At 68.2% G+C, this 17,277-nt stretch carries 20 protein-coding genes; 7 read left to right on the top strand and 13 right to left on the bottom strand.

Features of this window, described 5'->3' with window-relative positions:
• Positions 1–3: 3 nt before the first annotated feature.
• Together IPG68_07000 and IPG68_06995 are read right to left on the bottom strand one after the other, a co-directional pair.
• Positions 4–2,130, bottom strand: coding sequence for an elongation factor G-like protein EF-G2 (locus IPG68_07000; protein MBK6763024.1), 2,127 nt, complete (start codon positions 2,128–2,130; stop codon positions 4–6).
• Positions 2,131–2,206: 76 nt separating this feature from the next.
• The gene (locus IPG68_06995; protein MBK6763023.1) at positions 2,207–3,685 is read right to left on the bottom strand and encodes a hypothetical protein; all 1,479 of its coding nucleotides are present in this window, start codon (positions 3,683–3,685) and stop codon (positions 2,207–2,209) included.
• 124 nt (positions 3,686–3,809) lie between these two features.
• Between IPG68_06995 and IPG68_06990 the strand changes: the two genes are divergently transcribed.
• Positions 3,810–4,955: a N(5)-(carboxyethyl)ornithine synthase gene (locus IPG68_06990; protein MBK6763022.1), complete on the top strand. Its 1,146-nt coding sequence runs from the start codon at positions 3,810–3,812 to the stop codon at positions 4,953–4,955.
• Here the strand turns inward: IPG68_06990 and IPG68_06985 are convergent.
• From IPG68_06985 to IPG68_06975, 3 genes are read right to left on the bottom strand one after another with little or no spacing between them, the layout of a single operon-like run.
• Positions 4,943–5,305, bottom strand: a complete 363-nt coding sequence (locus IPG68_06985) for a hypothetical protein (protein MBK6763021.1) — start codon at positions 5,303–5,305, stop codon at positions 4,943–4,945. The genes IPG68_06990 and IPG68_06985 overlap by 13 nt on opposite strands.
• 42 nt (positions 5,306–5,347) lie before the next feature.
• Complete coding sequence (locus IPG68_06980) at positions 5,348–5,632, bottom strand: antibiotic biosynthesis monooxygenase (GenBank protein ID MBK6763020.1); 285 nt, start codon at positions 5,630–5,632, stop codon at positions 5,348–5,350.
• Positions 5,633–5,665: 33 nt separating this feature from the next.
• Positions 5,666–5,956 (bottom strand): hypothetical protein, encoded by a 291-nt coding sequence (locus tag IPG68_06975; GenBank protein ID MBK6763019.1) that lies wholly within the window; start codon positions 5,954–5,956, stop codon positions 5,666–5,668.
• On the opposite strand from IPG68_06975, the gene IPG68_06970 reads away from it, so the two are divergent.
• Positions 5,933–7,051: a helix-turn-helix transcriptional regulator gene (locus tag IPG68_06970; GenBank protein MBK6763018.1), complete on the top strand. Its 1,119-nt coding sequence runs from the start codon at positions 5,933–5,935 to the stop codon at positions 7,049–7,051. The genes IPG68_06975 and IPG68_06970 overlap by 24 nt on opposite strands.
• 9 nt (positions 7,052–7,060) lie before the next feature.
• Here the strand turns inward: IPG68_06970 and IPG68_06965 are convergent, their stop codons facing one another.
• Together IPG68_06965 and IPG68_06960 are read right to left on the bottom strand one after the other, a co-directional pair.
• On the bottom strand, positions 7,061–7,822 hold the full coding sequence (locus IPG68_06965; GenBank protein MBK6763017.1) for a 3-oxoacyl-ACP reductase FabG: 762 nt from the start codon (positions 7,820–7,822) through the stop codon (positions 7,061–7,063).
• Positions 7,819–8,424, bottom strand: coding sequence for a TetR family transcriptional regulator (locus IPG68_06960; GenBank protein ID MBK6763016.1), 606 nt, complete (start codon positions 8,422–8,424; stop codon positions 7,819–7,821). Before IPG68_06960 ends, IPG68_06965 begins: the two co-directional genes overlap by 4 nt.
• A gap of 70 nt (positions 8,425–8,494) precedes the next feature.
• On the opposite strand from IPG68_06960, the gene IPG68_06955 reads away from it, so the two are divergent.
• From IPG68_06955 to IPG68_06945, 3 genes are all read left to right on the top strand, one after another.
• Positions 8,495–9,640 (top strand): acyl-CoA dehydrogenase family protein, encoded by a 1,146-nt coding sequence (locus IPG68_06955; GenBank protein ID MBK6763015.1) that lies wholly within the window; start codon positions 8,495–8,497, stop codon positions 9,638–9,640.
• A 180-nt stretch (positions 9,641–9,820) separates the two neighbouring features.
• Entirely contained in the window at positions 9,821–10,810 is a 990-nt protein-coding gene (locus IPG68_06950; GenBank protein ID MBK6763014.1) for a beta-lactamase family protein, read from the top strand.
• Positions 10,767–11,015, top strand: coding sequence for a hypothetical protein (locus IPG68_06945; GenBank protein MBK6763013.1), 249 nt, complete (start codon positions 10,767–10,769; stop codon positions 11,013–11,015). Before IPG68_06950 ends, IPG68_06945 begins: the two co-directional genes overlap by 44 nt.
• Positions 11,016–11,036: 21 nt before the next feature.
• Here IPG68_06945 and IPG68_06940 read toward each other — a convergent pair whose 3' ends face one another.
• The 6 genes from IPG68_06940 to IPG68_06915 are packed head-to-tail and all read right to left on the bottom strand — an operon-like array spanning position 11,037 to position 14,792.
• Positions 11,037–11,432 (bottom strand): acyl-CoA thioesterase, encoded by a 396-nt coding sequence (locus IPG68_06940; protein MBK6763012.1) that lies wholly within the window; start codon positions 11,430–11,432, stop codon positions 11,037–11,039.
• 35 nt (positions 11,433–11,467) lie between these two features.
• On the bottom strand, positions 11,468–12,724 hold the full coding sequence (locus IPG68_06935; GenBank protein ID MBK6763011.1) for an iron-containing alcohol dehydrogenase: 1,257 nt from the start codon (positions 12,722–12,724) through the stop codon (positions 11,468–11,470).
• Positions 12,725–12,750: 26 nt separating this feature from the next.
• Positions 12,751–12,954 (bottom strand): hypothetical protein, encoded by a 204-nt coding sequence (locus IPG68_06930; GenBank protein ID MBK6763010.1) that lies wholly within the window; start codon positions 12,952–12,954, stop codon positions 12,751–12,753.
• Positions 12,955–12,969: 15 nt separating this feature from the next.
• Positions 12,970–13,365 (bottom strand): type II toxin-antitoxin system VapC family toxin, encoded by a 396-nt coding sequence (locus IPG68_06925; GenBank protein ID MBK6763009.1) that lies wholly within the window; start codon positions 13,363–13,365, stop codon positions 12,970–12,972.
• Positions 13,362–13,601 (bottom strand): type II toxin-antitoxin system VapB family antitoxin, encoded by a 240-nt coding sequence (locus IPG68_06920; GenBank protein MBK6763008.1) that lies wholly within the window; start codon positions 13,599–13,601, stop codon positions 13,362–13,364. The genes IPG68_06925 and IPG68_06920 overlap by 4 nt, the downstream gene beginning before the upstream one ends.
• Before the next feature lie 30 nt (positions 13,602–13,631).
• On the bottom strand, positions 13,632–14,792 hold the full coding sequence (locus IPG68_06915; protein MBK6763007.1) for a hydroxymethylglutaryl-CoA reductase: 1,161 nt from the start codon (positions 14,790–14,792) through the stop codon (positions 13,632–13,634).
• 560 nt (positions 14,793–15,352) lie between these two features.
• Between IPG68_06915 and IPG68_06910 the strand changes: the two genes are divergently transcribed.
• Positions 15,353–15,973, top strand: coding sequence for a hypothetical protein (locus tag IPG68_06910; GenBank protein ID MBK6763006.1), 621 nt, complete (start codon positions 15,353–15,355; stop codon positions 15,971–15,973).
• A gap of 19 nt (positions 15,974–15,992) precedes the next feature.
• A complete protein-coding gene (locus IPG68_06905; GenBank protein ID MBK6763005.1) occupies positions 15,993–17,255 on the top strand; it encodes an acyl-CoA dehydrogenase family protein in 1,263 nt (420 codons plus the stop codon).
• Positions 17,256–17,277: the final 22 nt, after the last annotated feature.

The following is a 17,277-nucleotide window of genomic DNA, read 5'->3' as shown; positions in this document are numbered from 1 at the left end:
TGGCTACTGCGCTCCCTGCTTGACCTTCTCGGCCTGCGCACGCGGCATGGGCTGGTACCCGACGGGTCTGCGCGCGAAATGGCCGGTGCCGTGGGTCATCGACCGCAGATCCACGACGTAGCGCGTGAGTTCGATCTCCGGGACCTCGGCGGTGACGATCGAGAAGCCGGTCCCCGCCGAGTCGGTCCCGGTCAGCCGCCCCCGGCGGATGGACAGGTCGGTCATGACAGCTCCCACGTAGTCGTCCGGGACGGTCACCGTGATCTCAGCGACCGGCTCCAACAGGTCGACATGGGCCTTCGTGGCCGCGTCCTTGAGGGCCAGCGATCCTGCGGTCTGGAACGCCATGTCGGAGGAGTCGACGCTGTGGGCCTTGCCGCCGACCAGGGTGACCCGGATGTCGGTCACCGGGTACCCCGCGGCCACGCCCTTGGCCATCTGCGCGCGCACACCCTTCTCCACCGAGGGGATGTACTGCCGGGGCACGGCCCCGCCGACGACCTTGTCGACGAACTCGAAGCCGGTGCCCTGCGGCAGCGGTTCGATCTCGATGTCGCAGACGCCGAACTGACCGTGCCCGCCGGACTGCTTGACGTTGCGGCCGCGCCCCTCGGCCTTGCCCGCGAACGTCTCCCGCAGCGAGACCCGCAGCGGGACACTGTCCACGGCGACCCCGTACATGTTGGCCAGGCGGTCCAGCACGACGTCGAGGTGGGCCTCTCCCAAGCACCACAACACCTGCTGGCCGGTGTCCTCCTTGGACTCGAGCACCAGGCTCGGATCCTCGGCGAGCAATCGCGTCAGGGCCTTGGCCAGTTTGTCCTCGTCGGACTTCGTGCGGGCCTCGATGGCCACGGGCAGCAACGGCTGCGGCACCTGCCACGGCTCGAGAAGCATGGGCGTGTCCACATCCGACAGGGTGTCGCCGGTCTCCGCACGGCTGAGTTTGGCCACCGCACACAGGTCACCAGCGCCACACGTCGGCACCATGCGCTGGTTCTTCCCCAGCGGTGACGACAGCGAGCCGATGCGCTCGTCCAGATCGTGGTCCTCGTGGGTACTGCCGGCCGCGAAGTGGCCGGAGACGTGCACCGGGGCATCCGGGCGCAACGTCCCCGAGAACACCCGGACCAGCGACAGCTTGCCGACGTAAGGCTCAGAAGTCGTCTTGATGACCTCGGCCAGCAGCGGGCCGTCGGGGTCGCACTTCAGGGCGCGCAGCGGCTTGCCGTCCGGGGTGGTGGCGTCCACCTCACGGTGTTCCACGGGGGAGGGGAAACCCTTCGCGACCAGTTCCAGTACTTCAAGGATGCCCATGCCGGTCACCGGGTTGATGGGGATGAGCGGGTAGAACTCGCCGCGCACCACCGCCTTCTCCATGTCCGCGATGACCGTGTCGATCCCGAGGTTCTCGCCACCGACCCACGCCTCGAGCAACTCCTCGTCCTCGCTCTCTGTGACGATCGTCTCGATGAGCGTCCCGCGCGGCTCCTGCAGGCGGGCCATCGCGGCGTCGTCGGCCGGCTGCTTCTGGCGCTGCCCGGAGGAGTAGTCAGCGACCTCCTGGGAGAGGAGGCCGACGAGGCCAGTGATCGTGTGGCCGTCGGCGTCGTAGGCCGGCAGGTAGAGCGGCAGGACGCCGTCGCCGAGCGCCTCCTGGAGCTGGGCCACCGAATCCTCGAACGAGGCGCGCTGGTGGTCGAGTTTGGTGAGGATCACCGCGCGTGCCAAGCCGACCGCGGCGCACTCGCGCCACAGCATGCGGGTGGCGGCGGTCAGGCCTTCGGCTGCGGACACGACGAACAGTGCGGCGTCGGCCGCGCGCAAGCCGGCGCGCAGATCCCCGACGAAGTCCGCGTATCCGGGGGTGTCGATGAAGTTGATCTTCAGGTCGTCGAAGGTAGTCGGCGCGAGCGCGAGGTTGATGGAGCGCTGCTGGCGCATCTCCACGGGGTCGTAGTCCGTGACCGTGTTGCCATCCTCGACCCTTCCCGGCCGGGTGAGCACGCCGGTGGCGAGAAGAGCCGCCTCGACGAGGGTGGTCTTCCCAGAACCGGAGTCGCCCACTACGACGACGTTGCGGATCAGGAGCGGGCCTACTTGCGGGACGGATGCCACGATACCTCGCATTCTGGTGTCGGCGGCCGACTACCGCCGGACGTGGCCAATCCTATTCCGGCGGCGGCGGGCCCGGTGGGGGCGTCCCTTACTTCACCGTGACCGTGAACGTGTCGGTGAAGGCCTTCTCGTTGCCGCTGCGTACGGCGTTGGCCTCGAGTTTGCACTTCCCGTCCTTCTTGTGCGTCACCAGGTCGCCCTCGAAGACGTCGCAGATCTTCGGGGTGCTGCTGTCCCAGTGGAGCGCATTCTGCTGCTTGGTGCGGTGGGGCAGATCGGTGGCGACCCGGTTCTTCGCGCGGCTGGGCACATCACCCTTGATCGCCTGTTTCACGGTGGCCTTCGCCAGTGTCGGGGCCGAGACCCAGGCCGGCTTCGCCCCGCACCACTGCCCGAACGCCGAGCACATCGCTCCGGTGACGGTCTTGGCCAGTTGTGTGTGCCCTGCCTTGCTCGGGTGGATCCACGTGTCATTGGGGAAGACCCAGGAATCACTGGTCCACGCCTGATGGCTGGCCCACGCATTCTGGTCGGGCACGGCCATCTGCAGGTCCGTGGCTTTGAGGCCCGGCTGCGTCTTGGCCCATTGCTGGACCGAGGCGACGGCAGCGGCGATCTTGGCGTTCATCGCGTTCTGAGCGGCGACTGCCTGGTCCCACTGTGTCGTACTGCCCTTGACCGGGCACGAACTGCATTCCGAGACCTTTTGCTGCTGCGAGGGGCACGAGTTGCCTGCTGCCGGGCCCTTGGACACATTGCCTTCGGGCTGCCAGTTGCCGAAGGACCAGGGGCAGGTGCGGTAATACTGCATGACCATGACCTGGTTGCCGTTCTGCAGCAGTGTCTTGTAGACGTTCTCGAGATGCGCGGTCTGCTGGTTCTGCGACCACTGCTGGTCGGCGCAGTCGACGACGTGTGACGGCGGGTAGGCCCACCAGCCGGTCCAGCCCAGCCACTGTGTGGAGTCCGCGCAGGCCCCGTTGGTGACCGGCACCAGGGACACTTTGATCTGCAGGAAACTCGACAGGATGGGGTTGGCGCCCAGGGTCAGCACGACGTTGGTGTTCTTGAGGCTCTTCAACTGGAAGTTGAACGGGCCGCCGGTGTCCCACTGGGCGGGCGTGGAACCGGTCACCGCCCAGTTCTCCACCGGTGCGGCGTTGGCGGGATCCTGGCTGGCGGCGATCTGGTAGGAGTACGCGACATTGGGGGAGTTCGCGCCGGCCTTCCACGGCCCGGCGCTCCACGGGGCGCCGTTGAAGTTGTTGTTGCTGCACTGGTCGATGGGCGTACCGCTGCTGGCGGGACTGCAGTCCGAGAGGCTGTTGTCGCCGAGGTACCAGGAACTCGGGAACGGGTTGTTCACCGTCCCACTGATGTTCTTGGCGTTCTCCTTCTGGCCGAAGTACCCGAACCCGGCGGTGACGGAGTCGCCGAGGAACACGACTGAGGGCTGCGGGTCGGCGGCGGCGGCCGGGTTGGTGGCGGCGCCGGCCAGGGTCAGGGCGGCCGCGGCGAGCAGTCCGAGCAGGACAGCGATCGTGCGCGGCAAGCGGACTCGGGTCATGCGAAGGCCTCCCGGGATCGCACCCGCCGGACGACGGGATGATCACCGAGCGTAGTGCCCTCGGTCTGCGTTGTGCAGCCCGTTGAACGGATGAGCTGTGCGCCGCTCGGTCCGAAGGGCCAGGATGGGTGGTGTGAGCGAGTTGACCGTCGGCGTCCTGGGGACCTCCAGCAAGGAGAACGAGCGGCGGGTGCCCATCCATCCGCATCACTTCGAGCGGATCGATTCGGACCTGCGGCGCCGCATGACCCTCGAAGTCGGGTATGGGCAGCCGTTCGGGGTGTCCGATGAGTACTTGGCGGGGATGGTCGCGGGCCTGCGCCCCCGCGAGGAGGTCATCGCCGGCGCCGACATCGTCCTGCTGCCCAAGCCGGTCCTGACCGACATCCAGCAGCTACGCTCCGGTCAGGTGCTGTGGGGTTGGCCGCATGCGGTCCAGGACCCCGAACTCACGCAGATCGCCATCGACAAGCACCTGACGCTGATCGCGTGGGAGCAGATGAACCACTGGACACCCGCCGGTGACTTCATGGTCCATGTCTTCCACCTGAACAACGAGATGGCCGGCTACTGCTCGGTGCTGCACGCTATGACGCTGCTCGGCTCCACCGGTCACTACGGCCGGCATCTGCGAGCGGCGGTGCTGGGATTCGGCAACACCGCCCGGGGGGCCATCACCGCGCTGCACGGCCTGGGCGTGCACGACGTCACTGCCCTGACCATGCGGGACGTGACGGCGGTGGCCTCACCCATCCCCGCAGTCGTCATGGATCACATGCATCGTGTCGAGGGTGGCGCCATCGCCGTGCACACCGAGGCTGGCGAGATCCCGGTCGCGCAGTTCCTGGCCGGATTCGACATCGTCGTGAACTGCGTGATGCAGGACACCGACAACCCGATGATGTTCGTCCTGGACGCAGAACTCCCGATCTTCCCCATGGGGCACCTGGTCGTCGACGTCTCCTGCGACCGCGGCATGGGCTTCGACTTCGCGCGGCCGACCTCGTTCGAGGAGCCCATGTTCGTCGTCGGCCAGGGCATCCACTATTACGGCGTCGATCACAGCCCGAGTTACCTGTGGAACTCCGCGACGTGGGGGATCTCCGAGGCGCTCATCCCGTTCCTGCGGCCCGTGATGGATGGCCCGCAGGCCTGGGAGGATGACCCGAGCATCCGGTCGGCGATCGAGATTCGTGACGGGGTCGTGCGGAACCCGAAGATCCTCTCGTTCCAGAACCGGACGGGTGAGCACCCGCATCACGTGGTCTGACGGCGTCGCTCCCGCCACGCCCGCCAGGCGCCGGTGCACCACAGGGCCCACGCGATGAGCACCGGCTGGAACAGCAGGCGCACCCCCCGGGCAACGTCAGAATCCAGGCCGAAAGCATCCGCCCCGGTGGCGAACTGCGAGATGTTGCCGGGGAAGACCACCACGTAGAAGGCGGCCAGGAGCCATCCGACCAAGGCGCGCCGACGACGGGCGAACAGCAGTGCGGCCGCGAAAGCGACCTCGACGATTCCCGAGACGGCGATGACCAGCCCGGGCATCGGCAGCCACGGCGGCACCTGTGCGGTGAACGAGTCGGCGGCCAGGAAGTGCCCGACCCCGGCCGTCGCCATGAACGCAGCGAGCAACCAGCGGGCGAGGTCCTCGAGACGCACTCAGCAGACCTCGAACTCCCAGATGTCGGACCCGGTGGCCGCAGGCCGCCCCCCGCCATGGCCCGCCGCGAACTCCTGGGACTCCCGCCAGGCGCGGTACGAGTCGACGCTGTCCCAGCGGGTGTAGACCAAGTAGGTGTCGGTGCCGGCGACCGGCCTCAGCAGTTCGAAATGTTCGAACCCGGGCGCCTGGTCCACGGTGCCGGCGCGGGCGGCGAACCGCTGCTCGAGGGTGGCCGCTTGGTCGGTCGGCACGGTCAGGGCGTTGACGACGACGTAGGACATGGCTTCAGCCTATGTGCGCCGGCGATCGGCTCCTCAGACATCCACCGCGAAGCGCCGCAGGATCACGGCCTCGGGTGCACCGGCAAGTGCGGGTGAGTTGGCGGACGTGGACCACACTGTGGTGCGCAGGAAGTCCAGGAAGAACCGGGCTTGCTCCTGGCTGTCGAAGTCGAGGTCGATGACGATGTGCTGCGGGTCGTCCAGTGGCACCGCGACGCGTGCGCCCAGTACACCGGCTTCCCGTCGGGCACCGGCGAAGCGGTCGAACGCTGCACGCCATGCTGGGTAGTCGGAAATCGCATGTTCGATGTGCAAGGTGATCATGTCTCGACGCTAGAGAAGCGACCGCACCGGGCGGTATCCCAACTTCCTGGGGCCTATGGTCGCTGTGTGGTCGCCCTGCCCAGCATCCAGCAGATCTGTGATCGGGACCTGGCGGAGCGGGAGTTGCGCACAGCGGTCCTCGAGGAGTTCCGGCGCACGGTGCCCTTCAGCAACTACGCGTGGCTGCTCACCGATCCGCGTACCTGTGTCGGACTGGCGCCGCTGGCCGAGGTCCCGGTGTTGGCCGACCTGCCACGGCTGATCGCGCTGAAGTACGTGACGGCGGTGAACCGCTGGACCACGCTGTCTGGCAACGAGGCAGTGACCCTCCACGCCGCGACTGGCGGGCAGCTCGCTGACAGTGCGCTGTGGCGGGAACTGCTGGCCGGCTACAGTGTGCGCGACGTGGCCTCAGTCGCCCTCCGCGACCGTTTCGGCTGCTGGGGTTTCCTGGATCTCTGGCGCACCAATGCCACCTTCACTGCGGCGGAGTGTGTGCTGTTGTCGGAGTTGGCACGCATCGTGGCGCCGGCCCTGCGCTCCAGTCTCGCCCGGCTCTTCGAACCTGGGACCGCGCGCACGGGCCCCCCTGCCGAGCCCGTGGTGATGCTGCTCTCCGGGGATCTGCAACCCATGGCGCAGACCCCGCCAGTGGACGCGCAACTGCGGGCGCTGCTGCCCACTCCCATTGCGGGCCCGCCGGTCCCGGCGGCCGCGTACAACGTCGCCGGGCAGTTGCTGGCCCGAGAACGAGGCATCGACGGCAACCCGGCCACGGCCAGGACCCATGTGGGCGAGGGTCGGTGGGTCACGGTGGGCGCCGCCCGCCTCGCCGGAGACCCCCCGGTGATCACGGTCGACTTCGCACCGACGACGCCGGAGGACCGCAGTGAACTCTTCGCCCGGGTGGCAGGGTTCAGCAGGCGTGAGTGCGAGGTGCTCGCCCTGTTGGTGGCCGGTGCGGACACGCGAGAAGTCGTCCGCGCGATGTCGGTCTCGGAGCACACGGTTCAGGACCACCTCAAGGCGATGTTCGCGAAGGCCGACGTCCGGGGACGCCGCCTGCTGGTGGCTCGGGCCACGGGCATGCGTTGACCCGACGGCTCACGCGATGCTCACACCGCCGTCCACTACGACGGTCTGCCCGGTCATGTACCCGGCAGCGGGACTGGCGAGGAACACCACCGTCGCAGCGAGCTCCGGCAACTCGCCCATGCGGCCGAGCAGGACGCGGTGCTGCAGGGATTCCAGGTATCCGGGGTGGTACTCGTCGGTCATCTCCGTGGGGAAGAACCCGGGGGCGATGGCATTGACGCGGATGCCCTTGCGCGCGGCCCACTGCTGCGCGAGATCGCGGGTCAGTCCGAGCAGCCCGGACTTGCTTGCCGCGTAGGCGGCCTGCGGCAGGCCCGCAGTGGTCAGGGCGAGCACGCTGCTGATGTTGACGATGCTGCTGCCGGGCTGCATGACGCGTCCGCAGGCCTGCGCCATCCAGTAGCAGCCGTTGAGGTTCACGTCGATGACCTCCCGGAACTGCTCAGGGGTCTCCTTCGTGGCGGGGACGGCCGTGCCGATGCCGGCGTTGTTCACAAGGACGTCGACCCGCCCCAACTCAGCCATGGCCGTGTCCACCATCGTGGCGCAGTCCTCCGGCCGGGACACGTCCGTGGCGACTGCGAGCCCCCGGCGCCCGGTTGCCTCGATCCCCGCCACAGTATCGGCCAGTCGCTCGGCGCGGCGGGCTCCGACGACGACATCGGCGCCGGCTTCGGCCAGGCCGTGCGCGATGGCCACGCCCAGACCGGACGAGGCGCCGGTGACCAGGGCGACCTTGCCGTCGAGCCGGAAGCTGTCGAGAACGCTCATACGGGTCCTTTCCTCGGGGCGCCCACCATGCGCAGCGCCAGATCGGTGTAAGAGGCCACGATGCGTCGTGCGGGCCAGGTGGCCTCCACCTGGTGCCACCGGGCGATGTCGATGCCCAGGGACAGGATCGCCATGGTCGCCAGTTTCGGGTCTGGGGTGTCGAACACTCCGGTCCCAACCCCACGTTCGATCACCCCCTGCACGTCGCGGCGGATCGCCCGGCGCAGGACATCGATCTCGCGCCGGTGCGCCTCGTCCAGCGAGACGAGTTCGTAGTTGATGACTCGGGCCAAGGAATGCTGCTCGGTGTGGAACGTGGTGAAGGCCCGCACCACCTCCCGGAGTTGCCCCACCGGGTCGTCGGAAGCGGCGATGGCGTCGCGCACCAGGCGCTGGGTCTGCAGGTGACCCTCGAGGGCGATGAGGTGGAGCAACTCCTCCTTGGAGGCGTGGTGCACATAGACGGCTGCCGGGCTCATGCCCGCCGCGGCGGCAATGTCGCGGGTCGTCGTGGCGTGGAAGCCGCGCTGCGCGAAGGCCTCCCCGGCCGCTGTCAGCAGGCGTTCCCGGCTGATTGCCGCCCGCTCGCTGGTTGTCGGCATGGTCACCTCCAGAAGGCGTACAGTACCATGGCTGAGTAAGCGCTTGCTTAGTTATCTGGAGGAGCCGACCATGAAGCGGACCATCTACACCGAGGACCATGAGGCTTTCCGGGCCTCCGCCCGCACCTGGGTGGATCGGGAGGTCCGCCCCCGCATGGACGAGTTCATCGAGGCCAAGGCGTTTCCCCGCGACATCTGGATCAGTGCCGGCAAACAGGGCTTCCTGGGTCTGGAGATTCCGGAAGCGTTCGGCGGGTCCCAGGCCGACGACTACCGCTTCAACGCCGTGCTCAGTGAGGAACTGTCGCGGGTCTCGGCGGCGCTGTCGTCCTGCCTGGGAATCCACGCCGACATCGTGGCTCCGTACCTGGCCGACCTGTGCACCGAGGAGCAGAAGGAGCGCTGGCTGCCGCGGTTCTGCAGCGGCGAGATCGTGACCGCGATCGGCATGACCGAGCCCAGTGGTGGGTCCGACCTCGCGGCGCTGAAGACCACGGCTGTGCAGGACGGCGACGTCTGGGTGCTGAACGGCTCGAAGACCTTCATCACCAACGGGTACTCCGCCGACCTCATCGTGGTCGCCGCGCGCACCACCCCCGGGTCCGGTGCCAAGGGCATCACACTGTTCGGCGTCGAGGCGAACATGCCGGGGTTCAGCCGCGGGCGCAAGCTCGACAAGGTGGGCCAGACCGAGAGCGACACCGCGGAGTTGTTCTTCGACAACGTCCGGGTGCCCGCCGCAAACATCATCGGGGAGCTCAACCTGGGCTTCATCCACATGATGCAGCGGCTGCCGCAGGAGCGGCTCGGCGCGGCGGTGTCCAACATCGCCCACGCCTGGTCGATCTTCGAGGAGACCCTGGACTACATCAAGGAACGCAAGGCCTTCGGGCAGCCGGTGGGCAGTTTCCAGCACAACAAGTTCCTGGCGGCCGAACTGCAGACCAAGCTCGAGGTGTCGCGGGCGTTCGTCGACCAGTGCGTGCTGGCATTCAACGCCGGTGACCTCACGGCCGTGGATGCGGCCAAGGCCAAGTGGTGGTCCGCGGAGATCCAGAACGACGTCATCGACGCCTGCGTGCAGTTGTACGGCGGCTACGGGTACATGAACGAGTACCGCGTGGCGCGTGCCTGGCGTGACGCCCGCGTGACGAAGATCTGGGCGGGCAGCAACGAGATCATGAAGGAACTCATCGGGCGAGACCTGGGGCTGTAGCGCAGACCGACCCGCACCCCGGGGTTCTGTGACGAAGGTGCGGCCCCCCGCAGACGGTTTGTGATGACGGTGCGGGGTTTGCGGCGGCGCACCGCGCACCTTCGACACATTCGGGGTCGGGCCCCCCGCAACTTCGTCGCACTCGCGTGGTTGACTTCCCGGTAAACGAAGGGATTGTGCATGGTGGGTCGACGGACTGCGGCAGCGATGGTGGTGGCTCTTGGGCTGACGGCGCTGGCGGTGCCGGCTGTCGCGGACAGCACGCCGAAGCAGATCGACCGGATCGTCCGCGACCAGATGAAGCAGGACCACTTGCGAGCGGTGATCGTGCGGGTCACCAAGGGCGGCAAGATCGTCTCGACGAAGGCCTACGGCACGTCGATGACAGGGGTCCCGGCCACCACCGACATGCGCTTCCGCAACGGTGCCGTCGCGTTCGCCTATGTGAGCACGCTGCTGCTGCGCTACGTCGACCAGGGCAAGGTGAAACTCAACGACACGGTCGACGAGTGGCTGCCGGGTCTGCCGAACTCCGACCAGGTCACCCTGAAGATGCTCGCCAACCAGACCTCCGGGTACCCCGATTACGAGCAGGACCCGGCCTGGCAGTTGGCCTTCGTCGAGAACCCCTTCCACGAGTGGACCTACCGTGAGCGGCGGAAGGTCGCGTTCGCCAAGCCGGTGCTGTTCCCGCCCGGATCCAACTGGAGTTACTCCCACACGAACTTCATGGTCCTGGGGAAGATCCTCGCCAAGGTGGGCGGCAAGCCGCTGTCGAGGCTCATCAAGCGCGAGGTCCTCGACCCGATGGGCCTGAAGGCCACCGTCGCCAACCAGACCGGGCAGATCCCGGAGCCGGTGCTGCACGCCTTCAGTTCGGAGCGCCGCGGATATCTCGGACTGCCGGCCAGCACGAAGTTCTACGAGGAGTCCACGTTCTGGAACATGGCCTGGGGCACCCCGGTCGGCGCCACGCAGACCACGGACATCAAGGACCTCGCCAGATCCGCGCGTCATCGGGACCGGGGAGTTGCTGTCCAAGCGCAGTTACCGGGCGATGACAGGACCGAACCTGCTGGGCTTCGGCCAGCGCCAGGACAACTGCGCGCCGGTCTGCTTCGAGCAGGTGGTTCCGTACAACTACGGCCTGGGCATCGTGCGCTCCGGTGACTGGCTGCTGCAGAACCCCCTGCTCGGCGGCTACGCCGCCACGATGGCCTACCTGCCGGAGGACGACGTGGCCATCGCGGTCGCCACCACGTTCAAGCGGAAGGCGTTCTCCGCGGACGGCGACTACCCCAACGCCAGCGATGGGATCTTCCGGCGCATCGGCGCGGTCATGGCACCCAAGGACGCGCCGCCCGTCAAGAAGTAAGTCGGTGTCTCGGCGGCCGTACTAGTCGCCGGTGAGCACCGGCAGCCGTGCCACGGCATCCCGGATCGCCGGCGGGATCGGCACCGGCCGACGGGTCCGGGAGTCGACGTACACGTGGACGAAGCGCGCCAGTGCCCGCAACTCGGGGTCGCCCGCGCGGAAGATCCCCAGCCGGTAGGTGATGCTCGACGTGCCCACCCGCTCGGTCGCCAGGCCGACCTCGATGGTGTCGGGGAAGCTGAGTTCGGCGAAGAAATCGCAGCCCGTGCTCGCGACGATGGCGATCGCGTCACCGTCCCGGATGTCGGAGCCGGTTGTCTGCATCAGCCACCCGTTGACCGCCGTGTCGATGTACTCGAAGTACGTCGCGTTGTTCATGTGACCGTAGTGGTCGTTGTCGTTCCACCGGGTGGTCATCGCGAACACGACGGGGAAGTCGGAGCGGGTCGGTCTCACAGCGACTCCTCGAAGATCACGGCAAGGTCGTCCGGGGTCAGCGACACCGGCGCCAGCGCCAGCAGCCGCTGCTGCGCCAGTGTGCCCTCCACGAGATCGGGGATGTCAGCGGCGGAGTAGCCCACCTCGCCGAGCCCCGACGGGATCCCCACGTCGGCCATGATGCTCCGCAGAACGGCGGGCAGGGCATCCGGGCCTGCGCCGTCGCCTCCCAGCAACCGCGCGGCGCGCTCGTGCCGGTCGGGGGAGGCCGCGTACGTGGCCCGGAACGCCGCCGGTGCGGTGAGCGCGACCGCCATGCCGTGCGGGATCAACGGTTCGGCCTGCGGGTAGTCCGGCGGCCGGTAATCGCGCACGCGACCCGCGATCGGATAGGCGTTGGCATGTGGGATGTGCACCCCCGCGTTGCCGAAGCCCATGCCCGCCAGAGTCGCCGCGAGCGACATCTTCGCGCGGGCGTCGGCGTCGTTGCCGTCCTGCACTGCGGGCACGAAGGCATCGGACATCAGGCCAAGTGCCTGCTCGGCCCACATGTCCGAGATCGGATTGGCGCCGCAGTACGGAACGCGCTGCTCGGCCGTCTTGGCCTCAAAGGCCGTGTAGGGCCGCGCGGTGTAACTCTCCAGCGCGTGGCACAGGATGTCCAGGCCGGCGCACGCCGTGACCATCGGCGGCTGGGTAGCAGTCAGGTCGGGGTCGACGATGGCCAGTGTCGGGCGCAGCCGGGCGTGGCTGATCCCTGTCTTCACGTGGCGGTCGAGCACGTCCAGCACGCAGATGGTCGTGCTTTCCGACCCGGTGCCGGTGGTCGTGGGGACGGCGATGAGGGGCTTCAGCGGGTGCTCAGGGGTCCGTCCGCCGCCGATCGGCGCGTTGACGTAGTCGAGGAGGTCGCCAGGGTTGGTGGCCAGCAGGTTCGCGGCCTTCGCGGTGTCGATGCTCGAACCGCCGCCGACCGCGATGAACGCGTCCCATTCGGTCCGGCGCACGTGCTCCCCGACGGCCCGCAGGCTCTCGTCGGTCGGCTCGACGTGTGTGGCGTCCCAGATCTCGACCTCGACCGACAGGCCGGCCGCCACCCGCGCCACCGCGCCAGTGGCCGCCACTCCCGCATCGGTGACGATGAGCACGCGCCGGCACCCGCGCAGGTGGAACGCGATGTCGTGGATCGCGCCTGGTCCGTAGACCAGCGTCGGCGCGGCGTATGTGAACACCGACTCGGGGCGGTCCGGCGGGGGCAGCGACTTCGGCATCGCTCCATGCTAGGTGTGCCCCCGCTCTACTTCTTGAGTTTCACCACATCACTGGTGTCGACTTCGTAGCCACGGGCCGCTTTGCTCTTGGCTTTGTACTTGCCCTCGTCGAGATCGACGGTGAGCTTGTGGTCCGAGCCCTCGGTCTCGTAGACCTTCGTCTTCCCTTTCTTCGTCTTCAGGGTCTTCCAGTCGCCCTTCTTCTTGACCTTGACGACGAACTCCCACACCCCCGTTCAGTCGATCTACCGGACCGCCGGAGCCAGATCGGTGTGTTCGAAGTCGCTGCCCTTGAACAACAGTGGCCGGCCGGTCTCGCTGGCCAGCGCGTATGCGAAACAGTCGCCCAGGTTCAACCGAGCCGGATGACCCGATCCGCGGCCGTAGTCGGCGTAGGCGGCACGGGCGATCGCGGCCTGCTCCGGCGTCAGCGGCACGACCGCGACATTCCATGCAGCCAGCAGTCGGTCGAGGCGCCGTGAGATCGACGGGTCGTCGAGGCGGTCGACCACGATCCCAAGTTCCACGTATGTGCCCGCTGACATCGACGCGCCGTTCGCTGCGCGCAGGGCCGTGGCGAGGGTTTCCCACCCCGGCTCCCGGGTGAGGATCGCGACCACCGCTGAGGTGTCGACAATCACGTGGGGAGGCCGGCGTCGTCGTACAGGTCCTCGGTGGACAGACCCCCGTGCGCCTCGACGTCCCGTTGCAGCCCGGCGAGGAGACTGTCCACGGACGCATCACGTTCGGACGCCTGCAGCCGCGCGAGGAGTTCTTCGAGAGCCAGTTCGATGACGCTGGTCTGGCTGCGGCCCGTGATCTGGGAGGCACGGCGCGCAAGGGCGTGGACGCGTTCGTTCTTTATGTTGAGACCCATGGTAGAATTCTACCGTACAGCGGTACCTATCTACCGGTTCCTGCCCAGCCGCTCGTGGCTGGTCACCCAGTCGCCGGCCAGGACTGCGCTGGCCAGCGAGACCTCGCCGGCCAGGACGACGGCCGCGCAGATCTCCGCGAACGCCTTTGCTCGCCCGGAACCGGCGCAGCCCAGCAGTTCCAGGCACTCGCGTTGGGTGGGTAGCCCGGTACCGCCACCGACCGTGGCGACGATCAGAGCGGGCAACGTGATCGTCCAGTAGTAGTCGCCGGTGTCCGTGACCTGCGAGTACGTGATGGCTGTGTGGGACTCCGCGACGTTGGCCGCGTCCTGACCGGTTGCGATGAACAAGGCGGCGAGTCCGTTGGCGGCGTGCGCGCCGTAGTTGGCGCTGCCCGCCAGGATGCCGCCGGCCTGGCTGATCTGCCGCATCCGGAACAACTGCGCCGGGGTGACTCCCATCTGCTCCTCGAGCAGGTCAGCGGGGATCGTGGCTTCGGCGACGACCCGTTTGCCGCGGGTGCGCAGGACGTTGAGTTGCGAGTGCTTCTTGTCGGTGTCGATCGCCCCGGACAGCACATAGCGCGGGTGGTCGGGGCGGTTTGCCTGGATCCACTCGCAGGCGGCCCAGGTCGCCCGGCCCACCATGTTCTGGCCGGCGGCGTCGCCGGTGGTGTAGTCGAACCGCAGGTACAGCAGGGGGCCCACGTGGTACTGCTCGATCTCGATCAACTTGCCCACGCTGGTCGTCGATTCCGCCGCCGTACGGATGGCTGCCTCTTGCTCGCGGATCCAGGCCGCGAGGTCGCGAGCCTGCCGCGCGTCGTCGAGGAGGAACACGGGCGCGCGCTGCATCCGGTCGTCGACCACGGTGGTCTTGACGCCGCCCGCCTCGGTGAGCAGTCGCATCCCGCGGTTGTAACTGGCCACCAGCGTCCCCTCGGTGGTCGCCAGGGGGACGTAGTAGTCGCCCTCGGCGTGCTCCCCGTTGACCCGCAGCGGCCCGGCGAGGCCGATCGGCACCTGAGCGACGCCGATGAAGTTCTCGATGTTGCCGGGCAGCGCGGCCGGGTCGAAGGAGTACGACCCGACATGGGGGAGGTCGGTCCCGGTGAAGTCGCGGCGGATCTGCGCCTGCTCGGGGGTGTAATCGTTGTCGCGGTCACGGGGCACGGCCCGGCGCTCGGTCATGGGGACGAGGGTAGTCGCGGGTGCTGCAGGCGGGAGGGTTGGCTCTGGCGGGCAGCGAAAGGGACCGGTTGCTTGTTGGGGCGGGCCCGGGTGCGCGTTCTCAAGGCGGGGAGTTACGGCTAGGTGGGGCGAAAGTGACCGGTTGGCTGCGGCTGGGGCGGCCCCGGCGCTTGGTGGGTCGCCCGGGGTGCGCGGTCTCAAGGCGGGGGAGTTACGGCTAGGTGGGGAGGGACCGGTGGATGCTCCCGGGGTAGGGTCTCCCGGCTGCGGCTGGGGCGGCCCGGCGCTTGGTGGGTCGCCCGGGGGTGCGCGCGTTCTCAAGGCGGGGGAGTTACGGCTAGGTGGGAGCGAAAGGGACCGGTTGGATCACTCCCGGGTGTAGGTGTCTCTCCCGGCTGTAGCTGGAGGCCGGTCCGGCGCTTGGTGGGTCGCCCGGGGGTGCGCGCGTTCTCAAGGCGGGGGAGTTACCGCTAGGTGGGGGCCGGACCGCCCGGCCGCGGCTGGGGCTGTCCCGGCGCGGCGGGTCGAGCCAACCCGGGGGCAACCGCCAGGCTGGGAACATGAACAACCCCGAAGCCACCGCGCAGGCGCTCGAACTGCTGCGCAACGGCGACGTCTTCCAGTGGTACGTCATCCCGATGCTCGCGCTGGCCATGTACGTGTACGGCAATGAGTACGCCAACCGGAACTACAAGGGGATCGCCGCCGGTCTCGCGCTGTACGGCGTGCACTGGTTCGTTGAGATCGGCAACGCGCTCGTCCAGCATTTCTCCGGCCACGCGCTGTGGACCGTCCCGACCGGCACCGCCTTCCTGCTGCTCGTCGGTGTGGGTGTGGAACTGAGCCTGATGTTCTCGGTCGCGGGCTTGGTGGCCAGCAAGTTCCTGCCGGCGGATCCGCGGATGAAGATCCTCGGCATCCCCAACCGCTGGGCCTTCGCGATCGGCTGGGCGGCGTTCTTCGCAGTATTCGAGATCTTCCTGGCCATGACCCCCGCATTTGTGTGGGTCTATCCGTGGTGGGGACCATTGCCGGTGTTCGTTCTCGTCTACATCCCGTTCTTCCTCGCGGCGTTCCTCGCCTACGACTGGCCGCCACGCAAGCAGATCCGGTTAATCGGGACGCTCTTCGCCATCGACGCGGTCATGCTTGTGGTGTTCGTCGCCTTGGGATGGATGTAGGCGGCGTAGCGTCAGGGACATGGATTTCGAACCCTCTGCCCGTGCCGCCGATCTCACCGCCCGGGTCCGCGCCTTCATCGACCACGAGGTCGCACCGGTCGAGGAGGAGTACCACGCACAGATCCGGGGCATCCGCGAGAGCGGCGGGGACTCCTGGCAGCCGCTGCCGCTGGTCGACGGTCTGCGGGCCGAGGCGCGGCTGCGGGGGCTGTGGAACCTGTGGCTGCCCGCCGACCACGAGGGGGACTACGCCGAACGCTTCGGCACTGACGGCGACACGGGGCTGTCCAACATCGACTACGCGCCGGTGGCCGAGCAGATGGGCCGGTCGTTCCTCGCCCCGCTGATCTTCAACTGCAACGCCCCCGACACCGGGAACATGGAGGTGCTGCTGCGCTACGGCACGCCGGAGCAGCAGCAGCAGTGGCTCGAGCCGTTGCTCGACGGGCGCATCCGCTCCGGGTACGCGATGACCGAACCGGACGTGGCCTCCTCTGACGCCACCAACATGACCGCCACCGCGGTGGTCGACGGCGACGAGGTGGTCATCAACGGCCGCAAGTGGTGGACCTCCGGTGCCGGCCACCCGGACTGCGAGGTGTTCGTGTTCATGGGTGACTCCGGCGACCCCGATGCCGACCGGCACCACCGCCACACCATGGTGCTCGTGCCCCGCGACACCCCGGGCGTGCAGATCGTGCGGATGCTCACCGCGATGGGCCAGTACGACGAGCCGATCGGTCACGGCGAGGTGCTGTTCAGCGACGTGCGGGTCCCGGCCTCCAACATCCTGCTCGGCGAGGGCCGCGCGTTCGAGATCGCCCAGGGCCGGCTCGGGCCGGGCCGCGTGCACCACTGCATGCGCCTGATCGGCCTGGCGGAGCGGGCGCTGGAGTTGGCGTGTCAGCGGGGCAAGGAGCGCGTGGCGTTCGGCAAGCCGCTGGTGAACCTCGGGGGCAACCGCGAACGCATCGCGCAAGCGAGGATCGCCATCGACTCGACGCGGTTGCTCGTCCTCAACGCTGCGTGGCGACTCGACACCTACGGACCGATGGGAGCGCTGAGCGAGATCAGCCAGATCAAGGTGGCGGCCCCGCGGATGGCGCAGGAGGTCATCGACTTCGCGATGCAGATGCACGGCGGGGGCGGCATGAGTGACGACTTCCCGCTGGCGGCGGCGTGGACGCAGGCCCGTGCCCTGCGCCTGGCCGACGGACCGGACGAGGTGCATCTCGGCGTCGTCGCGAAGCTGGAGTTGGCTAAACAGCGGCTGCACCGTTAGGCGGGCTCCTCGAGGCAGCGGC

This window comes from Micrococcales bacterium (assembly GCA_016703125.1).
Classification (GTDB): Bacteria; Actinomycetota; Actinomycetes; order S36-B12; family UBA10799; genus JADKAV01.
Note: the sequence above shows the minus strand (reverse complement) of the source record. Positions and strands in the feature narration are given on the sequence as shown.

Bases quoted from the DNA above. Each gene is read 5' to 3' on its own strand.
- IPG68_06955 (MBK6763015.1), top strand. From the start codon at position 8,495: ATGAAGCGGACCATCTACACCGAGGACCATGAGGCTTTCCGGGCCTCC.
- IPG68_06985 (MBK6763021.1), bottom strand. From the start codon at position 5,305: ATGGCGACGGCCGGGGTCGGGCACTTCCTGGCCGCCGACTCGTTCACC.
- IPG68_06995 (MBK6763023.1), bottom strand. From the start codon at position 3,685: ATGACCCGAGTCCGCTTGCCGCGCACGATCGCTGTCCTGCTCGGACTG.
- IPG68_06975 (MBK6763019.1), bottom strand. From the start codon at position 5,956: ATGATCACCTTGCACATCGAACATGCGATTTCCGACTACCCAGCATGG.
- IPG68_07000 (MBK6763024.1), bottom strand. From the start codon at position 2,130: ATGCGAGGTATCGTGGCATCCGTCCCGCAAGTAGGCCCGCTCCTGATC.
- IPG68_06915 (MBK6763007.1), bottom strand. From the start codon at position 14,792: ATGACCGAGCGCCGGGCCGTGCCCCGTGACCGCGACAACGATTACACC.
- IPG68_06905 (MBK6763005.1), top strand. From the start codon at position 15,993: ATGGATTTCGAACCCTCTGCCCGTGCCGCCGATCTCACCGCCCGGGTC.
- IPG68_06920 (MBK6763008.1), bottom strand. From the start codon at position 13,601: ATGGGTCTCAACATAAAGAACGAACGCGTCCACGCCCTTGCGCGCCGT.
- IPG68_06960 (MBK6763016.1), bottom strand. From the start codon at position 8,424: ATGCCGACAACCAGCGAGCGGGCGGCAATCAGCCGGGAACGCCTGCTG.
- IPG68_06940 (MBK6763012.1), bottom strand. From the start codon at position 11,432: ATGACCACCCGGTGGAACGACAACGACCACTACGGTCACATGAACAAC.
- IPG68_06910 (MBK6763006.1), top strand. From the start codon at position 15,353: ATGAACAACCCCGAAGCCACCGCGCAGGCGCTCGAACTGCTGCGCAAC.
- IPG68_06965 (MBK6763017.1), bottom strand. From the start codon at position 7,822: ATGAGCGTTCTCGACAGCTTCCGGCTCGACGGCAAGGTCGCCCTGGTC.
- IPG68_06980 (MBK6763020.1), bottom strand. From the start codon at position 5,632: ATGTCCTACGTCGTCGTCAACGCCCTGACCGTGCCGACCGACCAAGCG.
- IPG68_06970 (MBK6763018.1), top strand. From the start codon at position 5,933: ATGTTCGATGTGCAAGGTGATCATGTCTCGACGCTAGAGAAGCGACCG.
- IPG68_06990 (MBK6763022.1), top strand. From the start codon at position 3,810: ATGGGTGGTGTGAGCGAGTTGACCGTCGGCGTCCTGGGGACCTCCAGC.
- IPG68_06935 (MBK6763011.1), bottom strand. From the start codon at position 12,724: ATGCCGAAGTCGCTGCCCCCGCCGGACCGCCCCGAGTCGGTGTTCACA.
- IPG68_06950 (MBK6763014.1), top strand. From the start codon at position 9,821: ATGGTGGGTCGACGGACTGCGGCAGCGATGGTGGTGGCTCTTGGGCTG.